Origin of the sequence: Streptomyces sp. NPDC005017 (genome assembly GCF_042873115.1) — a bacterium.
In the GTDB taxonomy this organism is placed as follows: domain Bacteria; phylum Actinomycetota; class Actinomycetes; order Streptomycetales; family Streptomycetaceae; genus Streptomyces.
Genome location: NZ_JBIALD010000001.1, coordinates 619,159 through 641,175, shown reverse-complemented (window position 1 = coordinate 641,175; position 22,017 = coordinate 619,159). Strand labels below are relative to the sequence as shown.

Sequence of the window (22,017 nt, the reverse complement as noted above, 5' to 3'; positions counted from 1 at the left end):
GCTCAGTCCCCCCACAGTCACGCATGACCCCACGCTGAGTTCCGCACCCTGAGACCTGTTGGAGCACCGATGCCCCAGCACGTGCCATCCCCGCTGCGCACCGCACTCCCCCGGACGCAGCTCCTCCCCCCGGCGCCTCCCCCAGAACCGCGCCGGATCGTCTTCCTCGCCCACCGCGACCTCGGGAACCCGTCGGCAGGCGGCTCCGAGCTGCTCGTCGACCGGCTCGCCGACGGCCTCACCCGCCTCGGCCACCAGGTCACCCTGCTGTGCGGGGGCCCCGCGGCCTACCGCGACTACCGCGTCGTGTCCGCGGGCGGTACCTACGGCCACTACCTCCGCGCCCGCTCCGCCTTCGCCCGTCAGGTCGGCGAGACCGACCTGCTGGTCGAGGTCTGCAACGGCATGCCCTACCTGTCGCCGCTGTGGCACAAGGGGCCCACGCTGTGCCTGGTCAACCATGTCCACACCGACCTGTGGAAGATGCGCTTCGGCGGGCCCCTGGCCCCCGCGGCCCGCATCGGCCGCCGGCTGGAGCACTGGGCGCTGACCGGGGCCCGGCGGCAGGACGGGCTGCTCGTCGCCGTCTCGCCGTCCACCGCGCAGGCGCTGCGCGGGATCGGCGTCGAGCGCGAACGCATCCGCGTCGTGCACAACGGCGTCGAGGAGCCGGGCCCCCTCGCCGAGCGCTCGCCCGACCCGCTGTTCGTGGCGGTGGGCCGGCTCGTCGAGTACAAACGGATCGATCTCCTGCTGCGGCTGTGGGAGCGGGTCAGACCCGTGACCGGCGGCAAGCTGGTGATCATCGGCGACGGGCCCGAGCGCGAGCGGCTCCAGCGGCTCGCCGGCGAGAGCGTCTCCTTCGTCGGGCATGTGTCCGAGGCCGAGAAGCACCGGCTGCTGTGCGCGGCCTGGCTGCTGCTGCATCCCTCCGCCGTGGAGGGCTGGGGCCTGGTCGTCACCGAGGCCGCCGTCCGGCAGACGCCCGCCGTCGCCTTCGACGTCCCCGGGCTGCGCGACTCCGTCGTGGACGGCGAGACCGGGGTGCTGGCGAGGGGCGAGTCGTCGTTCGCGGCGGCCTGGTGCTCGCTCGCGCTGTCCGCCCGACGCCGTGAGCTGATGGGCAAGGCTGCACGGGAGCGGGCCGCCGTCTATCGCTGGGAGCGGACCGTACGGCAGTTCCGCGCGGTCGCCGCCGAGGCCGTCAGGGGCTGGGGCACGTGACTCCCGACCGACTCGAGGGCGAGGCAGGCTCCCGGACGCGGGCCGTTCACGGCGGCACCGCGCCGACCGCCCGGTTCAAGGACCCCTCCTTCCGGCGGTCCCTCACCCTCTTCCGGGCCTTCCTGCGCGAGCAGGACGACCCCGAGTACTGCTACTCGCTCCTCGCCCGGGACGCCGCCGACCAGGTGGAGGCCCACGCCGGCCCGCTCGGCGGACAGGTCGTCGTCGACATCGGCGGCGGCAGCGGCTACTTCACCGAGGAGTTCCGGCGGCGCGGCGCGAACGCCTACCTGTTCGAGCCCGATCCGGTGGAACTCGGCGAAGGGGCGCCCGACGGGTCCGTCGTCGCCGACGGGTACCTCCTGCCACTGGGCGACGGCGTCGCGGACGTCACCTTCTCCTCCAACGTGCTGGAGCACGTGGCCGATCCGCAGACCTTCCTCAGCGAACTGGCCCGGGTGACCCGGCCCGGCGGCCTGATCTACGTGTCGTTCACCAACTGGCTTTCCCCGTGGGGCGGTCACGAGTGGGCGCCCTGGCACTACCTCGGCGCCGAACGCGCCCGGGAACGCTACCGGCGCCGCACCGGGCGAGCGGCCAAGCACACCCTCGGCGAGAACCTGTTCGCCGTGCACATCGGGCCCACGCTGCGGCAGGTGCGGGCCCGGGACGACGTGCGGGTCGTCTCGGCGCGCTCGCGCTACTGGCCCTTCCTGGCGGAGACGATCGTCAAGGCACCCGGCCTTCGCGAACTCGCCACCTGGAACCTCCTTCTCATCCTCCGGCGGTGTGCCCCATGACGACCACGGTCCAGACTCCTCCCCCGGCGGCCGTCCCCACCTCCGCGACCGCGCCCGGCCCGCCCGAAGAGCCGCGGTCACGGCGCTGGCTGCTGGGGTTCTGGGCCGTGGTCCTCACGCTGTTCCTCGCGGTGCAGCCGGGCCGGCAGACCTTCGACACCAAGCTCGGCGTCACCACCGACCCCGGCCAGTTCCTCGCCGACCTGGGCCAGTTGTGGCACGACCGGGGCGGCTTCGGCGGGATCTCCGACCAGTACGTCGGCTATCTCTGGCCGATGCTGCCCTTCCACTGGGTGTTCCGTACGGCCGAGGTGCCGGTGTGGCTCGCCGAACGGCTGTGGCTCTCGCTGATCGTGACCGCCGCCTTCTGGGGCGCGCTGCGGCTCGCCGAACGGCTCGGCGTGGGCAGCGGCACCTCACGGCTGCTGGGCGCGACGGCGTACGCGCTGTGGCCGGTGTTCACGATCGTCGTCGGCTCCACCTCGGCCGCCGCGCTGCCCGGCGCGCTGCTGCCCTGGGTGCTGCTGCCGCTGGCCGACGAGCGGTACACGGCCCGGGTCGCGGCCCTGCGCTCGGCGCTGCTCGTGCCGTTCATGGGCGGGGTCAACGCGGCCTCCACGCTGGCCAGTCTGGTCCCGGTCGGGCTGTATCTGCTGTCCCGGCCGCGCGGACCCCGGCGGCGCAGACTGATCGCCTGGTGGACACCCGCGATGATCGTCGCCACCGCCTGGTGGTGGATCCCACTGCTGCTGCTCGGCGCGTACGGCGAGAACTTCCTTCCCTACGTGGAGAGTTCGCAGACCACGACGGAGACCATGTCGGCCGCCGAGGCGCTGCGCGGCGCCGGGAACTGGGTGGCCTATCTGCACTTCGGCGAGGCCTGGCTGCCCGCCGGATGGACCGTGGCGTCCTCGGCGCTGGCGATCGTCTGCTCGGCGCTCGCGGCCGGGGCCGGGCTCGCCGGACTGGCCCGCCGGGACATGCCGGAGCGGCGCTGGCTGGTGCTGACCGTGCTGGTGTGCGCGCTGGTGCTGCTCGCCGGGTACGGCGGCACGTTCGGCGCGCCCTTCCACGGGACCGTGCAGACCTGGCTGGACGGGGCGCTGGCCCCGTTCCGCAACATCTACAAGTTCCAGACCGGTGTGGCCCTCGCCCTCACCCTCGGCCTCGCCCATCTGGTGGCGGTGGCCGCCGAGACGCGCGGCGCGCGCACGGTGCCCGGCAGGCGGCTGGTGCCGCTCCTGGCGGCGGTGCTGGTGCTGCCGGGACTGCTGCTGCCGTACCTCAACGGGTCGATCCTCAACCCCGGTTCGTTCCAGCAGATCCCCGCGTACTGGAAGGCGACGGCCGGCTGGCTGGAGAAGTACTCGCCCGACTCGCGGGCTCTGGTCGTCCCGGCCACCGCGCACGGTGTCCACACCTGGGGATCGACCATCGACCAGCCCTTCGACGTGGTCGCCGAGTCCCGCTGGGCGCAGCGCGACTACGTCCCCTTCGGCACGGCCGGCAACCGGCGCGCGATGGACGCCGTCGAGCAGGCCCTGCTGACCGGCGGTGAGGTGCCGGGTCTCGCCGACTACCTGAGCCGGGCCGGGCTGTACTACGTGGTCGTCCGCAACGACCTGGACCCCGACCAGATCGGCTACACCCCGACCACCACCGTCAAGCGGACCCTGGAGCAGTCCGGCTACGAGCGCGTCACCGGGCTCGGCCCGGTCATGACCGCCGGCCGGATCGCCGAGGACACCCCCATCCAGGTCGAGGGCCTGTACCCGCGGGTGCGCGCGGTGGAGATCTACCGGCCCGCCGACACGGCCGTGCCCCGGCCGGGACAGGCCGGGCTGACCGCGGTCGCCGACACCGCCGAGGTCTCCGGCGGCCCCGAGGCGCTGCTGCCGCTCGCGGCCGGACTGCGCGGCCGGGCGTCCGTGCTGACCGGCGACAACCACCCCGGGCTCGGCACCCCGCCGGTCCGCGTCGACGGGGACGGGCTGCGCCGGGCGGACACCCGGTTCGGGCTGGTCAACGCCAACACCTCGTACACGTACACCCGCGACGAGCGCAACGCGCCGGAGGCCCACCAGGACGCGGGCGAGAAGCCGCACCAGATCCTTCCGGTGACCGGCCTCGACCACCAGACGGTGGCCGAGCTGCGCGGCGCCCGCTCGGTGACGGCCTCCTCGTACGGCAGCTGGTTCTTCCATCTGCCGCAGTTCGACCCGGTGGGCGCCTTCGACGGCGACCCGGACACCGCGTGGGCGGAGGGCTCGGCCGGTTCGCCCGACGGGCAGTGGCTGCGCATCGCCTTCACCGGCGAGTACGCCATGCCGTCCTCGTTCGACGTCACTCCGCTGCCGCAGGGCAGTGTGCGGGCCGCGCCGACGAGGGTGCGGGTGGAGACCGAGCGGGGCTCGGTCACCAGCCTGCTGCGGCCGGACGGCCAGAAGCAGAGCGTGCGGGCGCCCGAGGGTGCCACCGGCTGGATGAGACTGACCATCGTCGACTCGGTCGAGCGGCGCACCGGGCTGGCCGGCGCGGGCTTCTCCGAGATCGGCCTGCCGGACGTGACCGTGGCGCGGCTGCTGCGGCTGCCCAACGACTCCCGCGACTCCGGTTCCGCCGCGGACGTGGTGTCCCTGCACCGCACGGCCGACCCGGCGAGCGTCTCCCCGACCGGCACCGAGGCGGGCCTGCGCCGCGTCTTCGGCGTGCACGCGGCCGGCACCTACCAGGTCCGCGCCTCGGCCGTGCCCGTGGCCGGTGAGCAGCTCGACCGGCTGCTGTACGAGGTGGCGCCCGACCAGCGGAGCCGGATCACCGCCACCGCCGACTCCACCGCCCGCCTGGGCGTGGGCCTGTCGGCGCGCAACCTCACCGACGGCGACCTGACGACGGCCTGGATCGCCGGGGACCGTCCCACGCTCCGGCTGAGCTGGCCGGACAAGCAGCCGGTGAGCGAGCTGGTGCTGGCCCCGGCGGGCGGTCTGACCACCCGGCCGACCGAGGTGACCCTCAGTTCCCCGGACGGCGCCACCGTCGCCGCCGTGGACGGGAACGGCTGGGTCCGTTTCCCGGCCATCACCACCGACCGGCTCGACATCACCGTCACGAAGACGGCACCGCTCACCCTGCACAACCCGGTCGTCGACGAGGACCTCCAGCTGCCGGTCGGCCTGACCGAGGCCTACATCCCCGTCCTCGACCGCTACCGCGCCCCGCAGCCCGACCCCGAGCGCGCCTTCGAACTGCCGTGCGGGAAGGGCCCGGTGGTCGCGGTCGACGGGAAGCTCTACGAGACGGGTGTCTCCGGACTGGTGCGCGATCTGACCGAGCACCGGGCGGTGGACGTCACGCTCTGCGGGACGGACGCCGAGGGCGGCGCGCTGGAGCTGTCGGAGGGCAGCCACCGGCTGGAGTCCTCGGACTCCGGGGCGCTGCTGCTGACCGACGTCACGCTGACCCGGGGCACGTTCACCGAACCGTCCTCCGCCGGGCGGGAACTGGGCATCGAGGACTGGCTGGGCGACCGCCGCGAGGTGACCGTCGGCTCCGGAGCGGCCTCGTACCTCACCACGTACGAGAACCACAACGACGGCTGGAAGGCCACCCTGAACGGCCGGGAGCTGACCCCGGTACGGCTCGACGGCTGGCAGCAGGGCTGGCGCGTCCCGGCCGGGCCGGGCGGCACGGTGCAGCTGTCCTACGAGCCGTCCGGCACCTACGAGGCCGCGCTGATCGGCAGCGGCGTGGGCATCGCCGTCCTGATCGGCCTGGCGCTGTGGCGCCGGCGCGCCGAGAACCCGGACGAGCCGCAGCCGGCCGCGCCCGCGCCGGGCGTCTGGCTCGGCACGGTGGCGCTGACGCTGGTGGCGGTGGTGGTCGCGGGCTGGTTCGCGCTGCTGGTGCCGCCGCTGGCCCTGCTGGCCCACCGCCGTCACACCGTCCTCGTCCCGCTCGCCCTGGCCTGCCTCACGGTCGCGGGCATCGCGGCGGCGACGGGTGCGGGCCGGCCGGTGGCCGACGGGGACGGCGCCTTCGGGCCCGCCGCACAGCTGCTCGCTCTGGTGGGCCTGTTCGCCGCGCTGGTGAGCGTGCGGGAGCCGGGTCCGGCGCCCGGCGGCGGCTCGGGGGTCCCGGGTCCGCGCACGGCGCCCTCCCTGGCCCGGCGGCGCCGCCGCGGCGGTGCGGACGAGCCCTTCCCGCGCGGCGCGTCCGGGCCGACGGTCTCCGCGCGGGGGCCGGGCGGGCCCGGCGCGAAGGGGGACCGCGGATGACGGCCCGGGTCCCCTTCCCCGTCGTGGACGAGGTCTCCCGGCACTGCCTCCAGGAGGCGGAGCCGGAGACCGTCCACATCGAGGTCCACCTCCCCGGGCCCGTCGATCCGCCCCGGCTGCGCAAGGCGTTCTACGAGGCGCTGCGCCGGCACCCCCGCGTCCTGATGCGCGAGGCGCCGGGCCGCTGGTACCGCCGCCGCTACGAGTGGGAGCTGACGGCCGGCCCGGACACGGAGGTGGTGACCTTCACCGGGCCGGGCCAGGACGCGCTGCGCGCCGCGCGGGCCCGCGCCCTGGAGTCCGCGCCCGCGCTGTCGATGTCGCCGCCGGTACGGCTGGAGGCGGTCGAGGGCGTCGACGGGGGCACGGCCCTCGTCCTCACCGTCAACCACACCGCCCTGGACGGCCCGGCCTGTCTGCGGGTGCTGGCCACCGCCGCGGAGCTGTACAGCGGGCGGGACAACTCGCCCGCCGCGCCTCCCGTGCGCAGCGCCCAGGCCGTCCCGCCGCCCGCCGCGCCCTCCAACTGGGCCAGACCCGCGCGCGTCGCCCCCGGCACCCCGGAACACTCCCCGGGCAACGCCGTCATCGTGACCGAACTGCCGCTCCCGGGCCGCCCCGAGGGCGCCGGGTACACGGTGAACGACCAGCTGATGGTGGCGACCGCGCTCACCCTGGCCCACTGGAACCGGGAGCACGGCGCCCGTCCCCGCCCGCTGCGGATGACCATGCCGGTGGACGACCGGCCGAGGGACGCGACGATGCCGATCGGCAACGGCACCCGGCTGGTGGAAGTGACCCTGGCACCGGAGGAGCTGGACGTCCCGCTGCCGCAGCTGCTGCGCCGCACCGCCGCCCGCACCCGCGCCCTGAAGGCGCAGCCGCGGCCCCAGCTCGGTCACGGCGCGGCCCTGCTGACCGCGCCCGTCGCCCCGGTCGTGTGGCGGGCGGCCGCGACCCGGGGCCTGCGCCGGGCCGCCGCGCCGTGGACCTCGACCGCGCTGCTCAGCAACATCGGCCGCATCCCCTACCCGCTGGACTTCGGCGAGGACACGGGCCGCGCCCGGGCGGTGTGGTTCTCCGCCCCCGCCCGCATGCCGCGCGGCCTCACCGTGACGACCGCGTCCACCGCGGGCCGCCTCCACCTCGCGCTGCGCTGGTCGCGCAGCCTGCTCGGCCAGGCCGACGGCGCACGTCTGCGCGACCTCTTCGAGCACCATCTGCACTCCACGGAGGTCACCGAATGACGGCCACCGCTCCGCCGCCCAAGGACCTGCGCGACTTCTACGAGAACCCGGCCGTGCCGGTCGCCTCCGGCAGCGCCCGCTCGCTGCGCCAGGCCCGGATGCTCGCCGAGGCGCTCGGCCCGGCCACCGGCCCCGCGGGGCCCGCCACCGTCCTGGACATCGGCTGCGGCGACGGCACCGCCGCCGCCACCGCCGCACCCCTGCTGGCCGGGCACCGGCTGGTCGGCGTCGACTGGTCGCAGGACGCGCTGCGCCGCGCCCGCACCCGGCTGCCGTACGCGGTGCGCGGCGAACTCACCGGCGGCGGACTGCCGTTCGGGACCGGCTCGGCGGACGCCGTGCTGTTCAGCGAGGTGATCGAGCACCTCGTCGACCCGGACGCGGCCCTGGACGAACTGCGCCGGGTGCTGCGCAAGGGCGGTCATCTGATGCTCTCCACGCCGAACCTGGCCGCCTGGTACAACCGCGGGCTGCTGCTGGCCGGTGTGCAGCCGGTGTTCTCCGAGGTGAGTCTGCGCGCGATCCACGGCCGGCCCGGCCGGGAGGTCGTCGGGCACCTGCGGCTGTACACGGCACGGGCGCTCGGCGAGTTCGTCGCCGCCTCCGGCTTCGAGGTCGTACGGCTGCGGGGCGCGCCCTTCCACGGGGTGCCGCGGCCGCTGCGGGCACTGGACCGGCTGGCCTGCGCCCGCGCGCCGCTCGCCTCGATCCTGCTGCTGCACGCGCGAAGGACGTAACCGGATGTGGTGGGGTGTGGCCGCGGCCCTTCTGGCGAACCTGCTGTACAGCGGTGGGTTCGTGCTGGAGAAGCGGGCGCTGACGGGCATGCCGGAGGTGTCGGTGCGGCGCCCGGCGCGGCTGCTGCGGCAGGTGCTGGGCAGCCCGCTGTGGATCGCCGGGTCGGTGGCGCTCGCCGCCGGGTTCGCCGCCCAGCTCCTCGTCTACCGGACGCTGCCGATCGCCGCCGCGCAGGGCATCTTCGTCTCCGGCCTGGTCCTGCTGGTGCTGCTGTCGGCACGGCTGCTGGAGGAGGAGACCAGCGGCCGTGAGCGGTACGCGCTGGCGGCGATCCTCGGCGCGCTGCTGATGGTGGTGATGTCGCTGGACGAGCACGACCGCAGCGGTGCCACCGTCGGCCGCTCCGCGCCCTACGCACTGGTGCTGCTGGTCTGCGTGCCGTCGCTGGCGGGCGGGGTGTGGCTGTACCGCGCGGCCGAGCGGCGGGCCGCGCGCCGGCACCGGATGCCGACCACGGGCGTCGAGTACGGCGTGGCGGTCGGGGTGCTCTACGGCGTCAGCTCGCTGGCCATCAAGGGGGTGTCCGGGCACCTGGGGGCGGGCGGGCCGTGGGCCGCGCTGACCGGTGTGCTGCGCTCGCCGTACCCCTATCTGCTGCTGTTCACCGGCGCGTTCGGGCTGGTGATGTCGCAGGCGGCGCTCCAGCGCTGCCGGGCGTCGCTGATCGTGCCCGTGTGCACGACCGTGACGTGCCTGTACACGGCCGTGCTGGGCTCGCTGACCTTCGGCGAGGCGCTCCCGGCCGATCCGGTCCGGCTCACGCTGCGGCTGGCGGGCATCTGCCTCGCGGTGAGCGTGCTGCTGTCCATACCGAAGCACGACACCGTTTCCCGACCCCCGATAGGTGCCAAGGAGTTGACCCCACCGTGAAGTCCGACGACCCGCTGCTGAAGATTCTCGCCTGTCCGCTCGACAAGGGCCCGCTGCATCTGCTGGCGCCCGACGACCCGGGCGCGGCCGAGGCGCTGTACAACCCGCGGCTGCGGCGCCGCTACCCGATCGTGGACGGCGTGCCGCAACTGCTGCCGTCCTCCGGGGAGCAGGTGGCGGAGGACGAGCACGAGGACCTGCTGCTGCGGCTGCCCGGGGAGGGCCGTTCCACGGCCCCGGGGACGGCACCGTGAACGCGGCGGGGAAGGGGGTGGGCGCGTGAGCGCGGGCCGGGAGGAGAGCGGGCGGTCGGGCGCGGGCGGCGCGGACACCGGACGCGGGGGCGCGGGCGGCGCGGAGACGGGGCGCGGGGGCGCGGGCCGGGAGGAAGGCGGACGCGGGGACGCGGACCACGCGAAGGGCGGACGCGTGGGCGCGGACCACGCGGAGAGCGGACGCGTGGGCGCGGACCACGCGGAGAGCGGACGCGTGGGCGCGGACCACGCGGAGAGCGGACGCGTGGGCGCGGACCACGCGAAGGGCGAGCGCGAGGACGCGGACCACGCGAAGGGCGGACGCGCGGGCGCGGACCACGCGAAGGGCGGGCGTCCCACGCTGGCCGCACGGGTCGTCCCGCATCTGCCGCCGCGTCTGGTCGCGGCGGCGGCGCGGGCGGTGTACCCGCGCTTCGAACCGGAGCTGGCCCGGCTCGGCGACCTGTGCCCCGCGGGCTGCGGCACCGCCGTGGACGTGGGCGGCTGGTACGGCCCGTGGACCCGGCGGCTGTGCGGGCGGGCCCGCCGGGTGGTGACCGTGGAGCCGGTGCCGCATCTGGCGCGGCTGCTGTCGCGGACGGCCCCCGCGAACGTCCGGGTGATCCAGGCCGCCGCCGGCGACCGCCCCGGCATGGCCCGGCTCTGGTTACCGCAGGACGACCCGGGCGACCGCGGGGTCTCCTCGCTGGTGCGGCGGGACATCCACGCCCGTGCCGTGCCGGTGCGGGTGGTCGCGCTGGACGACCTGGGCCTGCGGGACGTCGGCTTCGTCAAGGTCGACGTGGACGGCAACGAGCTGGCGGTGCTGCGCGGCGCGACCGCGCTGCTGGCGCGCGACCGGCCCGCGCTGTTCGTGGAACTGGAGTCGCGCATCCAGCCGGTCGCGCCGGTGGTGACGTATCTGGGGCTGCTCGGCTACGAGGGCTGGGTGCTGCCCTCGGACCGCTGGGTGCCGCTGGCGGCCTTCCCGCTCCGGGAGCACCAGGCGGGCGCGGCGCACGTCGCCTCGCACGGCCTGCTCCGCCGGGTACTGCCCTTCTCCTCCCGGCCCCGGTACGTCAACTCGGTGCTGTTCCTGCCGGACGGCCGGCGGCCGGGCGGGCCGCGGGTGCGCGACGATGGGGGGCATGCCGTCCGCTGAGCCGTTCACACCGCTCCACTTCCAGCTGGTGCTGCTGCGCCGGATGGCCGACCACAACCCGGGGCTGGTCGAGAACGCCCGGCGCGAGCTCGGGGTGTCGGCGGGCGAGATGCGCGAGGCCAACAAGCGCTGGCAGGCGATGGCCCGTTCACCCCGCGCACGGGGCGCCGCCCGCCGCTACCGCTCCGTCCTCGGCCCTCCGGAGTCCACGGCCGCCCGCCGCGTCGGCGACCTGGACTGCGAGGCCCTGCTCTGGCCCGTCCCGCTCTGGCCCGGCCTGCGCTTCGAGGTGCTGCTCGCCCCGGACGGCGGGGTCTGGAACGAGTGGCTGATCCGCGCCCCCGGAGCCCCGGCACCCCGGCTCCGGACGCTGGAGGACCTCACCCCCTGGTCCTGCACGGTCGAGGAGGCCGCCCGCGCCTTCGCCCCGGCCCGCCCCCTCCAGGGCACCGCCCCCACGCGCTGGGGCCTGGCCTTCACCGCCCCCGACGCCCAGGGTGTACGCCACGACGTGGCGGCCGAGTTCACCTGGGGCCTGCTGCAGCGGACCGGGGCGGGCCCAGCCGCAGGGCCGGGCAGCCCTTGACCTTCACCTTCGGGCGCGGGCGGCGCGGACAACGTCAGCTGTGTGGTGGCGGACGTGGTGGAGGCGACGGCCTGAGCCCGGGAGGACCCGGCGGCTGTCGGAGGGGGTGGACGTCACGGCGGGTCGGTGACCGGGGTCACGGGTCGGGTGCGGCGCGTGGGGGCGGGGTTCGGGTAGGAAGTGGGTGTTGTCCCCCAGTTGTCTCCCCCGGTGTCCGACGGTCAAGGAGTGCCCGCGTGTCCTCCCTCTTCCCCGCACTCGCCCAGGGACCGGGCGAGCGTGTCGCGCTGCGGTTCGGTGAGCGGTCGCTGACGTACGCCCGGCTCGCCGCCGCGGCCGGCGCCCTCGCGCCGCGGGTGCGCGGCGCGCGCCGGGTCGCCGTGTGGGCGACGCCCGAGCTGGAGACGGCGGTCGGCGCGGTGGGCGTGCTGCTCGCCGGGCTGCCGCTGGTGCCGCTGAACCCGAAGTCCGGCGGGAGGGAGCTGGGGCACATCCTGGCCGACAGCGGGCCGGAGATCGTGCTCGCCGCCCCGGGCGCCGAGCTCCCCGCCGCCCTCGGGGAACTGACCCGGATCGACGTCGACGTACACGCCTCGGGAACGCTCCCCGAGGAGACCGCCGGGGACGACGACCCCGCGCTCGTCGTCTACACCTCGGGCACCACCGGCCCGCCCAAGGGCGCCGTCCTCCCCCGCCGGGCCGTCGCCTCGACGCTGGACGCGCTGGCCGACGCCTGGCAGTGGACGGACGCCGACGTGCTGGTGCACGGGCTGCCGCTGTTCCATGTGCACGGGCTGGTGCTCGGCGTGCTGGGCCCGCTGCGGCGCGGCGGCGGCGTACGGCATCTGGGCCGGTTCGACACCGACGGAGTGGCACGGGAGCTGGCCTCGGGCGCCACGATGCTGTTCGGGGTGCCGACGATGTACCACCGCCTCGCCGAGTCCCTGCCCGCCGACCCGGAGCTGGCGAAGGCCCTGGCCGGGGCACGGCTGCTGGTGTCCGGGTCGGCCGCGCTGCCGGTGCACGACCACGAGCGGATCGCCGCGGCGACGGGACGCCGGGTCATCGAGCGCTACGGCATGACCGAGACCCTCATGAACACCAGTGTCCGGGCCGACGGCGAGGCCCGCGCGGGCACCGTCGGCGTGCCGCTGCCGGGTGTGCGGCTGCGGCTGGTGGAGGAGGACGGCTCCGAGATCACGGCCTCCGACGGGGAGAGCGTCGGGGAGATCCAGGTGAGCGGGCCCAATCTGTTCACCGAGTACCTCAACCGGCCCGACGCCACCGCCGCCGCGTTCACCGGCGACGGCTTCTTCCGCACCGGCGACATGGCGGTACGAGAGGTGGACGGGTATGTCAGGATCGTCGGCCGCAGGGCCACCGACCTGATCAAGAGCGGCGGTTACAAGATCGGGGCCGGGGAGATCGAGAACGCGCTGCTGGAGCACCCGGGGGTGCGGGAGGCCGCCGTCACCGGGGAGCCGGACCCCGACCTGGGCGAGCGGATCGTGGCCTGGGTGGTGCCCGCCGACCCCGGGGCGCCGCCCACGCTGGAGGAGCTGGCCGGGCATGTGGCCGCACGGCTCGCCCCGCACAAGCGGCCCCGGGTGCTGCACCACCTCGACGCCCTGCCCCGCAACGACATGGGCAAGATCATGAAGCGGGCGCTGACCCCGTGACCGGCCGTCCCAGCGCACGGCAGGCGATCGGGCTGGTCGCGGACGAGGCGACCTTCACCGAACTGCCGCCGCCCGTCCGCCCGTCCGTGCCCGACGGCCCGCTCGGCTGGCGGGGCTACGACGCCGCGCACGCGAGGGCCGCCGAGCGCACCGGCGAGACCGAGTCCGTGGTCTGCGGCACCGCCAGGGTCGAGGGCACCCTCGCGGTGCTGGTCTCCTTCGAGTTCGGCTTCCTCGGCGGCTCGCTGGGCGAGCGCACCGGGGACCGGCTGGAGGCGGCCTACGTCCACGCCCGTGAACACCGGCTGCCCGTGGTGCCGTTGATCGCCACGGGCGGCAGCCGGATGCAGGAGGGCATGATCGCCCTCACCCAGCTCCAGCGCGTGGCCCGGCAGACGGTGCTCCTGCGTGAGGCGGGGCTGGCGCAGATCGCCGTGCTGCGCGACCCGACGACCGGGGGCGGCTGGGCCACCCTGGGCGCGGGCGCCGACGTGGTGCTGGCGCTGCCCGGGGCGCAGGTGGGCTTCGCCGGGTCCCGGGTGCGCCCGGCGGACGCCGACCCGGCCGCGTACACCGCCGAGGCGCAGGTGGCGGCGGGCGCGGCCGACGCGGTCGTCCCGCCCGGGGAACTGCGCGGGACGCTGGGCCGCTGGCTGCGGCTGCTGGCCGGGCCGTCCCGGGAGGACCGCCCCTCCCCCGCGCCCCCGCCGCCGCCCCTCGGCGCGCTCGACCTGCCCGCGACCGGCTGGGACGCGGTGCGCCGCGCCCGCGCCGCCGGGCGGCCTCGCGCGCGGGCCTATCTGGACGCCTACTTCACCGAACGGGCGGCCATCAGCGGCGACCGCTGCGGCGGCACCGACGAGGGCATGCTGTGCGGCTTCGGCGCACACGACGGCCGTACGGTCGCCTACGCCGCCCAGTGCGGCACCGCCACCCGCCCGGCCGGCTACCGCACGGCCACCCGGCTGATCCGGCTCGCGGACCGGCTGGGCGTGCCGGTGCTGACACTGGTGGACACCCCGGGCGCGGCGAACGACGCCGAGGCGGAGCGGCAGGGGGCGGGCGCGGCGATCGCGGACCTGTTCGCGGCGGTGGCGGGCGCGCGTACCCCGGTGACCACGCTGGTCATCGGCGAGGGCGGCTCGGGCGGCGCCCTGGCCCTGGCCGCCCCCGGCAACACCTGGGCCACGCCGGACAGCTACTTCTCGGTGATCGCCCCGGAACTGGCGGCCGCCATCCTCAAACGCCCACCAGACCAGACCGAGACAACCGCAGCCCAACTCCACCTACGCCCCCAGGACTTGTCAGCCCTGGGACTGACCCGCCCGAACGACCCGTACCAGTAACGACACCCCCAGGGGCGCGAGGAACCGCGCGCCCAGCCCCCGGCCACCCGCACCAAAGAACCCACACGAACCACCCACCCCCAAGGGACGCGCGGAACTACGCGAACATCCACCACCCACCTCCCCAGGGGCGCGGGGAACCACGCAAACGCCCACCTCCCCAGGGGCGCGGGGAACTGCGCGACCAGCCACCATCCACCCGCACCAAAGAACCCACATGAAGCACCCCACCTCTCAGGGGCGCGCGGAACCGCGCAAACACCCACCTCCCCAGGGGCGCGGGGAACTGCGCGACCAGCCACCATCCACCCGCACCAAAGCACGCACACGAACCACCCCACCCCCAAGGGGCGCGGGGAACTGCGCGACCAGCCCCGGCCGCCCCCGGACGATCCCCCGCCGGCCGGAGCCGCCCACGACCGCCCACAGAACACCCGCACCTGACGCCCCCTTAGGCCACAAAGGGCAAATCAACCGTTCGGCGGCGCCCCACCCGGCGCATCCCAGAAGGCGCCCTCCCCCCCACCCCCCGCACGATGCGAGTACGGCCCGCCACCCGGCGGGCGGCAAGCGAGGCCCGCCACCCACCAGGGCGGCGCCCACGGTCTGCGCTCTCGGGAGGACCAGCCAATGACCGCCAGCCTGGAGCAGTTGCGCCGCTGCCACTTCGCCGTCGACCTCGGCGCGGCGCGGACGCGGGTGTACGTCAAGGGCGCCGGGCTCGTCGTCGACCAGCCCTCCGCCGCCGCCGTCAACACCCGCACCGGCGCACTGATCGCGGTCGGCGAGTTCGCCGAGAAGATGACGGGCCGCACCCCCAGCTACATCCGGGTCGTACGCCCCGTCTCGGGCGGCACGGTCGTCGACATCGAGATGGCCCAGCGGATGCTGCGCCACCTGCTCGGCGACAAGATCCGCCGCTCGCTGCGCCGCAGGCCCCGGCTGCGGGCGGCCGCGTGCACCCCGCACGACGCGGACCCGCTGGCCCGGCGCGCCACCATCGAGACCCTGGTCGGCCTCGGGGCGCGCCGCGTCGAACTGGTCGACACGCTGATCGCCACGGCCGTGGGCTGCGGTCTCCCGGTCGAGCAGCCGGAGGCGACCATGGTGCTGGACTGCGGGGCGGCGGCCACCCAGGTCGCCGTGCTCTCCCTCGGCTCGATCGTCACCGCCGAGCGCATCCCGGTCGGAGGCGAGGCCGTGGACCACGCGATCGTCCAGCACCTGCGGCACGAGCACGAGCTGATGCTGCCGAGCCAGTCGGTGCGGCCGCTCCAGCTCGCCCTGTCCGGCAACGGCCTGACCGCGCAGGGCCCGGCCTCCACGGAGATCCACGGCCGGGACGTCGCCACCGGCCTGGCCCGCTCCGTGCAGGTCGACACCGCCGCCGTGCGCGACGCGATCCAGACCCTGCTGACGGCCGTCCTCGACGGCATCGGCAAGGTGCTGCGCGACTGCCCGCCCGACCTGGTGGCCGACCTCGCGGACCGCGGCATCATGATGGTCGGCGGCAGCGCCCTGCTACCCGGCCTCGACCAGATGCTGCGCCAGGCCACCGGCATGCCGGTGCACATCGCGGAACGCCCCGACGTCTGCGCGGTGCAGGGTCTCGGCACCATGCTGGAGGGCCGGATCCAGCCCCTGGAACTGGACCCGCTGGGCTCCTGAGCACCCCCGCCTCCTCAGCCGAAGCGGCCCTCCACGTAGTCCGCCGTGCGCGGGTCCTGCGGCGTGGAGAACATCGCCCCGGTGGCGCCGTGCTCGACGATCGCGCCCGGGGTGCCCTGTTCCGCGAGGAAGAACGCGCACTGGTCGGAGACCCGGGCGGCCTGCTGCATGTTGTGGGTGACGATGACGATGGTCACCTCGTGGGCCAGTTCCCGGATGGTCTCCTCGATCCGGCGGGTCGAGGTCGGGTCCAGGGCCGAGCAGGGCTCGTCCATCAGCAGCACCTTGGGCCGCACCGCGAGGGAGCGGGCGATGCACAGCCGCTGCTGCTGGCCGCCGGACAGCGCGCCGCCGGGCTGCCGGAGCCGGTCCCTGACCTCCTTCCACAGGCCGCCCTTGGTGAGGCACTCCTCCACCAGGTCGTCCTTGGCCTCGGAGCCGAGCCGGAGACCGGTGAGCTTCAGGCCGGAGGTGACGTTGTCGTAGATCGACATCGCGGGGAACGGGTTCGGCTTCTGGAAGACCATGCCGACCTTGCGGCGGGCCTCGGTGAGCCGCTGCCCGGCGGCGTAGACGTCCTGGCCGTCGACCAGGACCTCGCCAGACAGGGAGGCGGCTGGGACGAGTTCGTGCATACGGTTGAGGATGCGCAGGAACGTCGACTTGCCGCAGCCGGAGGGGCCGATGAGGGCCGTGACCAGGCCTGCGGGCATGGTCAGCGACACCCGGTCGAGCACCTTGTGGTCGCCGAACCAGGCCGAGACGCGGCGGGCGTCGAGCGTCGCGCCGGTCACCACGGGCGCCGGGACCGTCGGGAGGGGCAGCGTGGTCTCGGTCTGGGTTGTCTGGTCGGTCACGGCGTGTCCTTCATCAGCGGGTGAACTCAACAGTCGTCACAGCAGGTTGGGCAGGAGCATGAGCGCCCGGTCGGCGACCGCCAGGCCGAGCGCGCCGAGCAGCGGTACGCCGACGACCCAGGTGTGCGGCCTGCCCCAGCGGGCGTGCGCCCAGGCGAGGGCGGCGGCGGCCAGCACGAGCGCCTGTCCCCACAGCACCAGCGCCAGCCAGGCGGACTGTCCGAGCGCCATCGGCTTCTCGTCCTCCGGCAGCGCGCCGGCGGCGAGGGCCGGGGCCGGGGTGGGCTGCACGTCGGAGACCAGGTCGGCGTCCACGCGCAGGATGCCGCGGGGCATGAACGGGGTGCCGTCGGCCGTGACGAGCGTGATGCGGCCGCGGCCGTTCTCCGGTGGGGGCGGCTGCGGGTCGCCGGCCCGGCGCGGGCCGATCACCTTGTAGGTGTGCTTGCCCTGGCCGGTGGTGACGGTGAACGTGTCGCCGGTGTTCAGCTCGTCGAGGTGCCGGAACGGACCGCCGTAGGTGGCCTGGCGGCCCAGGACGACGCTGGTGCCGGACTGGCCGGGCAGCGGGGTGTCCCGGCGGTGGCCGGGGCCGCGTGCCAGGTCGTCGGCGGTGGTGCCCTCGCGGACGACCTCGCGCAGGTCCAGCGCGGGGATCTCCAGGAGCGCCACCAGGTCACCGGGCGCGGGGGCCGTGCTGCCGCCCGCCGAACGCCCGATCGGCGCGGTGCCGTTGGCCAGGGCGAGCCGCAGCGCGGCGTGGTCGACCTGCCGGTCGCGGGACTGGCGCAGATCGCCGACCAGGCCGGCGTCGGCGACGAGGCCGAGGAGCAGCGCGGCCAGGATGCTCAGCGCCGCCCCGGCGACGCGCAGGCCGGGGCCGGCCGCCGGGTGGCGTGCGGGCCGTTCCCGGACGGGCGGGGGAGCCGACGTGCGGTCGGCTGCCCCGGGCCCGGCCGGGGCGGTGGTGGGTGCCGTCATCCGATCCTCACCGCGGCGGAGGTGGCGGTGCCGGTGGAGTAGGCGGTGCGCTTGGCCTTCACCGTGACGGTGAGCTTGTGGCCGCGGTCGGAGCGGGTGGCGACGTAGGTGGAGCGGGTGGCGCCGCTGATCGCCCGGCCGTCGCGCAGCCACTGGTAGGTGTACGAGGTGGCGCTGGGCGACCAGCTGCCCGGCCTGGCGGTCTGCTTGTAGCCGGCCCGGTGGGTGCCGGAGATCGACGGCTTGACGAGGTTCCTCAGCGCGGGGCCGACGGCGACCGGGCCGACCTGCGGGCTGGTGGAGGTGGTGCTGCCGGTGCTGTTGGTGCCCTTGGCCCGGCAGGCGATCTTGTGCTTGTAGTCGGCGGAGGTCAGCTTGCGGGTGCGCGCGGTGGCGCCGCTGATGGTGGTGCCGTCCCGCAGCCAGGAGTACGCCACCGAGCTCGCGCCGTTGAAGGTCACCGCGCAGGTCACCGTGGAGGCGACCTTGACCGTGCCGGTCACCTTGGCCGCCGAGACGACGGCCGGGGGCTTGATCTTGACCTTGTAGGTCAGGTCCACGGACTCCGAGGCACCGTACGCCGGGTCGGCCGGGGTGAAGGCGGCCCTGAGCTTGTGGGTACCGAGGGCGAGGGTGCTGGTGGTGAGGGTGGCCGTGCCGGCGGTGACGGTGACGGGCCCGCCGAGCGCCTGGCCGTTGTCCCGGAACTGGACGGTGCCCGTGGCGGCGGCCGGGGCGACGGTGGCGGTGAGGGTGACCGGCTTGCCCTCGACGACCTCGGTGGCGGGGCTCGCGGTGAGGGCCGTGGTGGTGGCCGCGGCGGGCGCGGTGTCCTGGTAGGCGGTGTTGGTGGTGAACCAGATCGGCGCGGTGAACTCGCCGTAGGTCGCCGGGCCGAAGGCGCCGCGGCAGGTGAGCGTGAAGTCGTAGCGGCCTGCCAGGGTGTCGAACCCGGCGGTGCTGGCGTAGTCGCGCATGGTCGAGGTCAGCGGCACCACGATGCCGCCGCTCGGGGCCCCGGCGTAGGCGCTGATCGGCGAGTTGCCGACCACGACCTGGCCCTCGGCGGGGAAGCCCTGGCCCTTGACCCCGACGATGACGTTGGTGGCCGGCGCGGGGCAGGCCGCCGACGTGGTCAGCGACATGCCCTGGGTGTCCGAACCGGAGTGCGGGGTCACCTCCATCGAGCCGATGGGGTCGGCCTCGGCGCCGCTCGTGCCGAGCGCGAGCGCACCGGCGGCGAGCACGGTCACGAGGGTGGCCGCCAGGGGGCGGCGTACAGCCTTGGCGTGCATGATGTGTCGTCTCTCCAGTAGTTGTCTGGGCGTTGTCGCGGTGCCGGGCACCCCGGCCCACCGGCGGATGCCCTGGTGGGCCGGGGTGCCGGACTCAGAGGTGCGTGCCGCCGGTGCCGGGGAAGTCCTCGCGGGGGCGGGAGCGGCGGACCAGGTAGAGGCCGCCCAGGACCATCGCGGCCGACAGCGCGCCGAGGCCGGCCGCGTCGCTGCCGGTGGCCGCGAGCGAGCCACCGCCGCCGCCCGGACCGCCGCCGGAGGCACCGCCGTCGACCTCGGTGGAGATGTCCTGGGAGCCGTCGCCGCCGTCCGTGGTCGTGTCGTCGGTGGGCGGCGTGGTGTCGTCGGTCGGGAAGCCGGTGTCGGTCGGCTCACCCGTGTCGGTCGGCTCACCCGTGTCGGTGGGCTCGCCGGTGTCGGTGGGCTCACCGGTGTCGGTCGGCGTGGCCGAGCCGCTCGGGGTGGTGCTGGTGGTGTTCGACGGGGTGGGGTCGCCGGTCGCCCCGGACGGGTCGGAGTCCTGGTAGGCGGTGGTGGAGGTGAACCAGACCGACCCGCCGAAGTCGCCGTGGGTGTCGCTGCCGAAGGCCTCGCGGCAGGTCAGGGTGAAGTCGTAGCGGCCCTTCAGGTTCTCGAAGCCGGCGATCTTCGCGTAGTCCTGCATGGTCGAGGTCAGCGGCACCTGGTAGCCGCCCGCCTCGTTCGCCGGGTAGGCGCTGATCGGGGAGTTGCCGACCACGATCTGGCCCTCGGCGGGGAAGCCCGTGCCCGTCACCCTGACGATCAGGTTGGTCGCGGCGGCCGGGCAGGCGGCCGAGGTGTTCAGCGTCATGCCCGACGTGTTCGTGCCCGTCCTGGGCACCACGCCCAGCGTGCCGAGCGAGGCCTGCGCCTCCGCGGCCGAGGCCTGCACGGCGGTCGCGGCCGTGACGAGCAGCCCCGCCGTGCCGACGGCGGCGATCAGCGAGCCGGTGCGGGTCGCGGCCGCCCTGGACATCCGGGGTGTGCGAGCTGTGAGGGACACGGGGTTTCTCTCCTGGGCAGTGGTTCGGTCGGTGGGTGGTGGGTGCGCGGTCACCCGGCCGGGGTCCGGCGGCCGCGCAGCCACAGGGCGGCGCCCGCCGCCAGGGCCAGCGCGAACACGCCGAATCCGGCCAGGGACCAGACGCTCGGGCCGCCGTCGGCGGCCGTGGCGGCGGCCCGGGGCTGTGCCGCGCCCTGCGCGGCGGCGTCGCCGCCGGGCGGGACGGAGCCGGGCACCGGGATGCCGCCCGGCTGCCGGGGCTGCTGCCCCTGCGCCCCGGTCGCGCCGGCCCCGCTGTCCGGGGCCGGGGTGGCGCCGCCGGCCGGCGGGGCGGGCGCGGGGTTCTTGGGCGGCGCGACCTCGGTGCCGTCCTCGTACGCCTTGCCGGCCTTCCCCGGCCGGAAGGTCAGCGAACCGGTGAAGTCCTTGACGCCGTCCAGCTCGAAGGGGGCCTCGAGGCAGCTGACGGTGAAGGTGTAGGTGCCGCGCAGGTCGGTGAAGCCGGCCGTGGTGGCGTAGTCCCGCAGGGTGAAGGTGAGCGGGATGGCGGGGCCGCCGCCGGGGGCCTGTCCGTAAGTGGTGATCGGGGCGTTGCCGACGACGATCTGGCCCTCGGGCGGGAAGCCCGCTCCCTTGACGCGGGCGATGACGTTCCTGGTCCTCGCCGGGCAGGGCCCCGCCGCGGTGAGGGTGATGGGCTGGGTGTCGCTGCCCTCGGCGGGGGTGACGCCGAGCTTGCCGCCGTCCGCGGCCCGTGCGTCGCCGGGCGTACCGGCGACGATCATGGTCGCGGCGAGCAGCGCGGCGGCGGCGAGACCGACGGCCTCCCGGGTGCGGCCGCCGACGGGCGCGAGCGGGGCCCGGGCGGCCCGGCGGCGCCGGATGCGGCGCAGCAGCAGCGCGGCGGTGAGCAGCGCGAGCGCGAGCAGCAGGCCGAGGAAGGCCCAGGGCACGGCGGTGAAGGCCTCGGTGCGGGTGACGCGGGGCAGGACGCGGTGCTTGATGTCGCCCTTCACGGGCAGCGGGTCGACGGTGACCGTCGTCCTGTCGCGGAAGGCGGGCAGCACGCCGGTGGCGGTCGTCCGGAACGTCACGGAGTCGCCGGGCAGCAGCTCGGGCAGGGCGGGCACCTTGCCGGCCTTCGCCGCGCCGCCCAGTCCGTCGCGGACCTCGACCTTCTGACGGGCCGCCAGCCGTACGTTGCCGGTGTTGCGGACGGTGTACGTCACCGTCGCGTCGCCCGTGCCGAAGGGGTTGGCGTCGCCGTGGTACTCGGTGCGCAGGTTCTCGACGGACAGCCGGGGCGAGAGCTCGCCGGCCACCCGGAGGTAGACGCGCGCGCCGACGCGCTGGTCGAGGGCGACGTCGTTGCCCTTGGCGTCCTTGGTGCCCGCCGACAGGGAGGCGACGATGCCGCCGACGTGGTCGCCGGGGGTCGCCTTCGCCGGGACGGTCATCGTGAACGGCACGATCGCGCGGCCGCGGGCGGGGATCTTCACCCGGTTCTCGCGCAACCGGATCCAGGAGCCGACGTCGTCGGGCCTGTGCCGGGCGGCGAAGAGGTCGAAACCGCCGTCGGCGGTGGTGAACGCGTCCTGGGCGTAGACCCGCAGGGTCAGCGGCTTCCTGCCGTAGTTGACGACCGCGATGTGGTCCAGGACGCGGGCGCCGGGGGTGGCGCCGTAGGAGAAGTTCGGGCGGGCGTCGGGCTTCCTGGCGGCCGAGGGCTGGACGCCGAACGTGACGCGTCCCTCGCCCGCACGTCCCGCGTCGCCCGGTACGGCGTCCGGCGCTGCGGCCGCCGCGCCGGCGGCCGGCAGGACCGCGAGGACGCAGGCGGCCAGGACGGCGGCGATGCGGCGGGCGGTGCTGGTGATCATGTCGGGTCGTCCGTTCTCGGCTGGGGCCTGGCCGGTGGGGCGGGGGTGGGCCGGGACGGACGTGCCGTCCGT

At 75.4% G+C, this 22,017-nt stretch carries 17 protein-coding genes; 12 read left to right on the top strand and 5 right to left on the bottom strand.

Translation table 11 applies throughout. The features are described from left to right. The first annotated feature begins 69 nt into the window (after positions 1-69). The 12 genes from ACFYR0_RS02730 (at position 70) to ACFYR0_RS02675 (ending at position 15,908) form a co-directional block, all read left to right on the top strand. The gene (locus ACFYR0_RS02730; protein ID WP_389321020.1) at positions 70-1,224 is read left to right on the top strand and encodes a glycosyltransferase family 4 protein; all 1,155 of its coding nucleotides are present in this window, start codon (positions 70-72) and stop codon (positions 1,222-1,224) included. A gap of 122 nt (positions 1,225-1,346) precedes the next feature. Next, positions 1,347-2,024 (top strand): class I SAM-dependent methyltransferase, encoded by a 678-nt coding sequence (locus tag ACFYR0_RS02725; RefSeq protein ID WP_389321134.1) that lies wholly within the window; start codon positions 1,347-1,349, stop codon positions 2,022-2,024. Next, on the top strand, positions 2,021-6,298 hold the full coding sequence (locus ACFYR0_RS02720; RefSeq protein ID WP_389321017.1) for an alpha-(1->3)-arabinofuranosyltransferase family protein: 4,278 nt from the start codon (positions 2,021-2,023) through the stop codon (positions 6,296-6,298). Before ACFYR0_RS02725 ends, ACFYR0_RS02720 begins: the two co-directional genes overlap by 4 nt. After that, positions 6,295-7,545, top strand: a complete 1,251-nt coding sequence (locus tag ACFYR0_RS02715) for a condensation protein (RefSeq protein WP_389321014.1) — start codon at positions 6,295-6,297, stop codon at positions 7,543-7,545. The genes ACFYR0_RS02720 and ACFYR0_RS02715 overlap by 4 nt, the downstream gene beginning before the upstream one ends. Next, positions 7,542-8,282, top strand: a complete 741-nt coding sequence (locus ACFYR0_RS02710) for a methyltransferase domain-containing protein (RefSeq protein WP_389321012.1) — start codon at positions 7,542-7,544, stop codon at positions 8,280-8,282. The genes ACFYR0_RS02715 and ACFYR0_RS02710 overlap by 4 nt, the downstream gene beginning before the upstream one ends. A gap of 4 nt (positions 8,283-8,286) precedes the next feature. After that, positions 8,287-9,213 carry a hypothetical protein gene (locus tag ACFYR0_RS02705; protein WP_389321009.1) on the top strand — a complete coding sequence of 309 codons (927 nt, stop codon included), beginning with the start codon at positions 8,287-8,289 and terminating at the stop codon, positions 9,211-9,213. Continuing rightward, complete coding sequence (locus ACFYR0_RS02700) at positions 9,210-9,467, top strand: Trm112 family protein (RefSeq protein WP_389321006.1); 258 nt, start codon at positions 9,210-9,212, stop codon at positions 9,465-9,467. The genes ACFYR0_RS02705 and ACFYR0_RS02700 overlap by 4 nt, the downstream gene beginning before the upstream one ends. 361 nt (positions 9,468-9,828) lie before the next feature. After that, on the top strand, positions 9,829-10,629 hold the full coding sequence (locus tag ACFYR0_RS02695) for an FkbM family methyltransferase (protein ID WP_389321131.1): 801 nt from the start codon (positions 9,829-9,831) through the stop codon (positions 10,627-10,629). Next, on the top strand, positions 10,607-11,215 hold the full coding sequence (locus ACFYR0_RS02690; RefSeq protein ID WP_389321003.1) for a hypothetical protein: 609 nt from the start codon (positions 10,607-10,609) through the stop codon (positions 11,213-11,215). Before ACFYR0_RS02695 ends, ACFYR0_RS02690 begins: the two co-directional genes overlap by 23 nt. 236 nt (positions 11,216-11,451) lie before the next feature. Then, positions 11,452-12,894: an acyl-CoA synthetase gene (locus ACFYR0_RS02685; protein WP_389321000.1), complete on the top strand. Its 1,443-nt coding sequence runs from the start codon at positions 11,452-11,454 to the stop codon at positions 12,892-12,894. Then, positions 12,891-14,240, top strand: coding sequence for a carboxyl transferase domain-containing protein (locus ACFYR0_RS02680; RefSeq protein ID WP_389320997.1), 1,350 nt, complete (start codon positions 12,891-12,893; stop codon positions 14,238-14,240). Before ACFYR0_RS02685 ends, ACFYR0_RS02680 begins: the two co-directional genes overlap by 4 nt. 630 nt (positions 14,241-14,870) lie before the next feature. Then, complete coding sequence (locus ACFYR0_RS02675) at positions 14,871-15,908, top strand: rod shape-determining protein (RefSeq protein ID WP_386381285.1); 1,038 nt, start codon at positions 14,871-14,873, stop codon at positions 15,906-15,908. Positions 15,909-15,922: 14 nt separating this feature from the next. Here ACFYR0_RS02675 and ACFYR0_RS02670 read toward each other — a convergent pair whose 3' ends face one another. The 5 genes from ACFYR0_RS02670 to ACFYR0_RS02650 all read right to left on the bottom strand — a co-directional run bounded on the left by ACFYR0_RS02670 (position 15,923) and on the right by ACFYR0_RS02650 (position 21,945). Continuing rightward, positions 15,923-16,702, bottom strand: a complete 780-nt coding sequence (locus ACFYR0_RS02670; protein WP_389321128.1) for a phosphate ABC transporter ATP-binding protein — start codon at positions 16,700-16,702, stop codon at positions 15,923-15,925. 99 nt (positions 16,703-16,801) lie between these two features. Continuing rightward, entirely contained in the window at positions 16,802-17,746 is a 945-nt protein-coding gene (locus tag ACFYR0_RS02665; protein WP_389320994.1) for a sortase, read from the bottom strand. Continuing rightward, positions 17,743-19,041: an Ig-like domain repeat protein gene (locus ACFYR0_RS02660; protein WP_389320991.1), complete on the bottom strand. Its 1,299-nt coding sequence runs from the start codon at positions 19,039-19,041 to the stop codon at positions 17,743-17,745. Before ACFYR0_RS02660 ends, ACFYR0_RS02665 begins: the two co-directional genes overlap by 4 nt. 94 nt (positions 19,042-19,135) lie before the next feature. Continuing rightward, positions 19,136-20,065, bottom strand: coding sequence for a hypothetical protein (locus ACFYR0_RS02655; protein ID WP_389320988.1), 930 nt, complete (start codon positions 20,063-20,065; stop codon positions 19,136-19,138). A 50-nt stretch (positions 20,066-20,115) separates the two neighbouring features. Then, positions 20,116-21,945 carry a WxL protein peptidoglycan domain-containing protein gene (locus tag ACFYR0_RS02650; protein ID WP_389320985.1) on the bottom strand — a complete coding sequence of 610 codons (1,830 nt, stop codon included), beginning with the start codon at positions 21,943-21,945 and terminating at the stop codon, positions 20,116-20,118. Positions 21,946-22,017: the final 72 nt, after the last annotated feature.

Coding starts and splice junctions, on each gene's coding strand:
- ACFYR0_RS02730 (WP_389321020.1), top strand. CDS start 70: ATGCCCCAGCACGTGCCATCCCCGCTGCGCACCGCACTCCCCCGGACG.
- ACFYR0_RS02720 (WP_389321017.1), top strand. CDS start 2,021: ATGACGACCACGGTCCAGACTCCTCCCCCGGCGGCCGTCCCCACCTCC.
- ACFYR0_RS02715 (WP_389321014.1), top strand. CDS start 6,295: ATGACGGCCCGGGTCCCCTTCCCCGTCGTGGACGAGGTCTCCCGGCAC.
- ACFYR0_RS02710 (WP_389321012.1), top strand. CDS start 7,542: ATGACGGCCACCGCTCCGCCGCCCAAGGACCTGCGCGACTTCTACGAG.
- ACFYR0_RS02705 (WP_389321009.1), top strand. CDS start 8,287: ATGTGGTGGGGTGTGGCCGCGGCCCTTCTGGCGAACCTGCTGTACAGC.
- ACFYR0_RS02690 (WP_389321003.1), top strand. CDS start 10,607: ATGGGGGGCATGCCGTCCGCTGAGCCGTTCACACCGCTCCACTTCCAG.
- ACFYR0_RS02675 (WP_386381285.1), top strand. CDS start 14,871: ATGACCGCCAGCCTGGAGCAGTTGCGCCGCTGCCACTTCGCCGTCGAC.
- ACFYR0_RS02665 (WP_389320994.1), bottom strand. CDS start 17,746: ATGACGGCACCCACCACCGCCCCGGCCGGGCCCGGGGCAGCCGACCGC.
- ACFYR0_RS02660 (WP_389320991.1), bottom strand. CDS start 19,041: ATGCACGCCAAGGCTGTACGCCGCCCCCTGGCGGCCACCCTCGTGACC.
- ACFYR0_RS02650 (WP_389320985.1), bottom strand. CDS start 21,945: ATGATCACCAGCACCGCCCGCCGCATCGCCGCCGTCCTGGCCGCCTGC.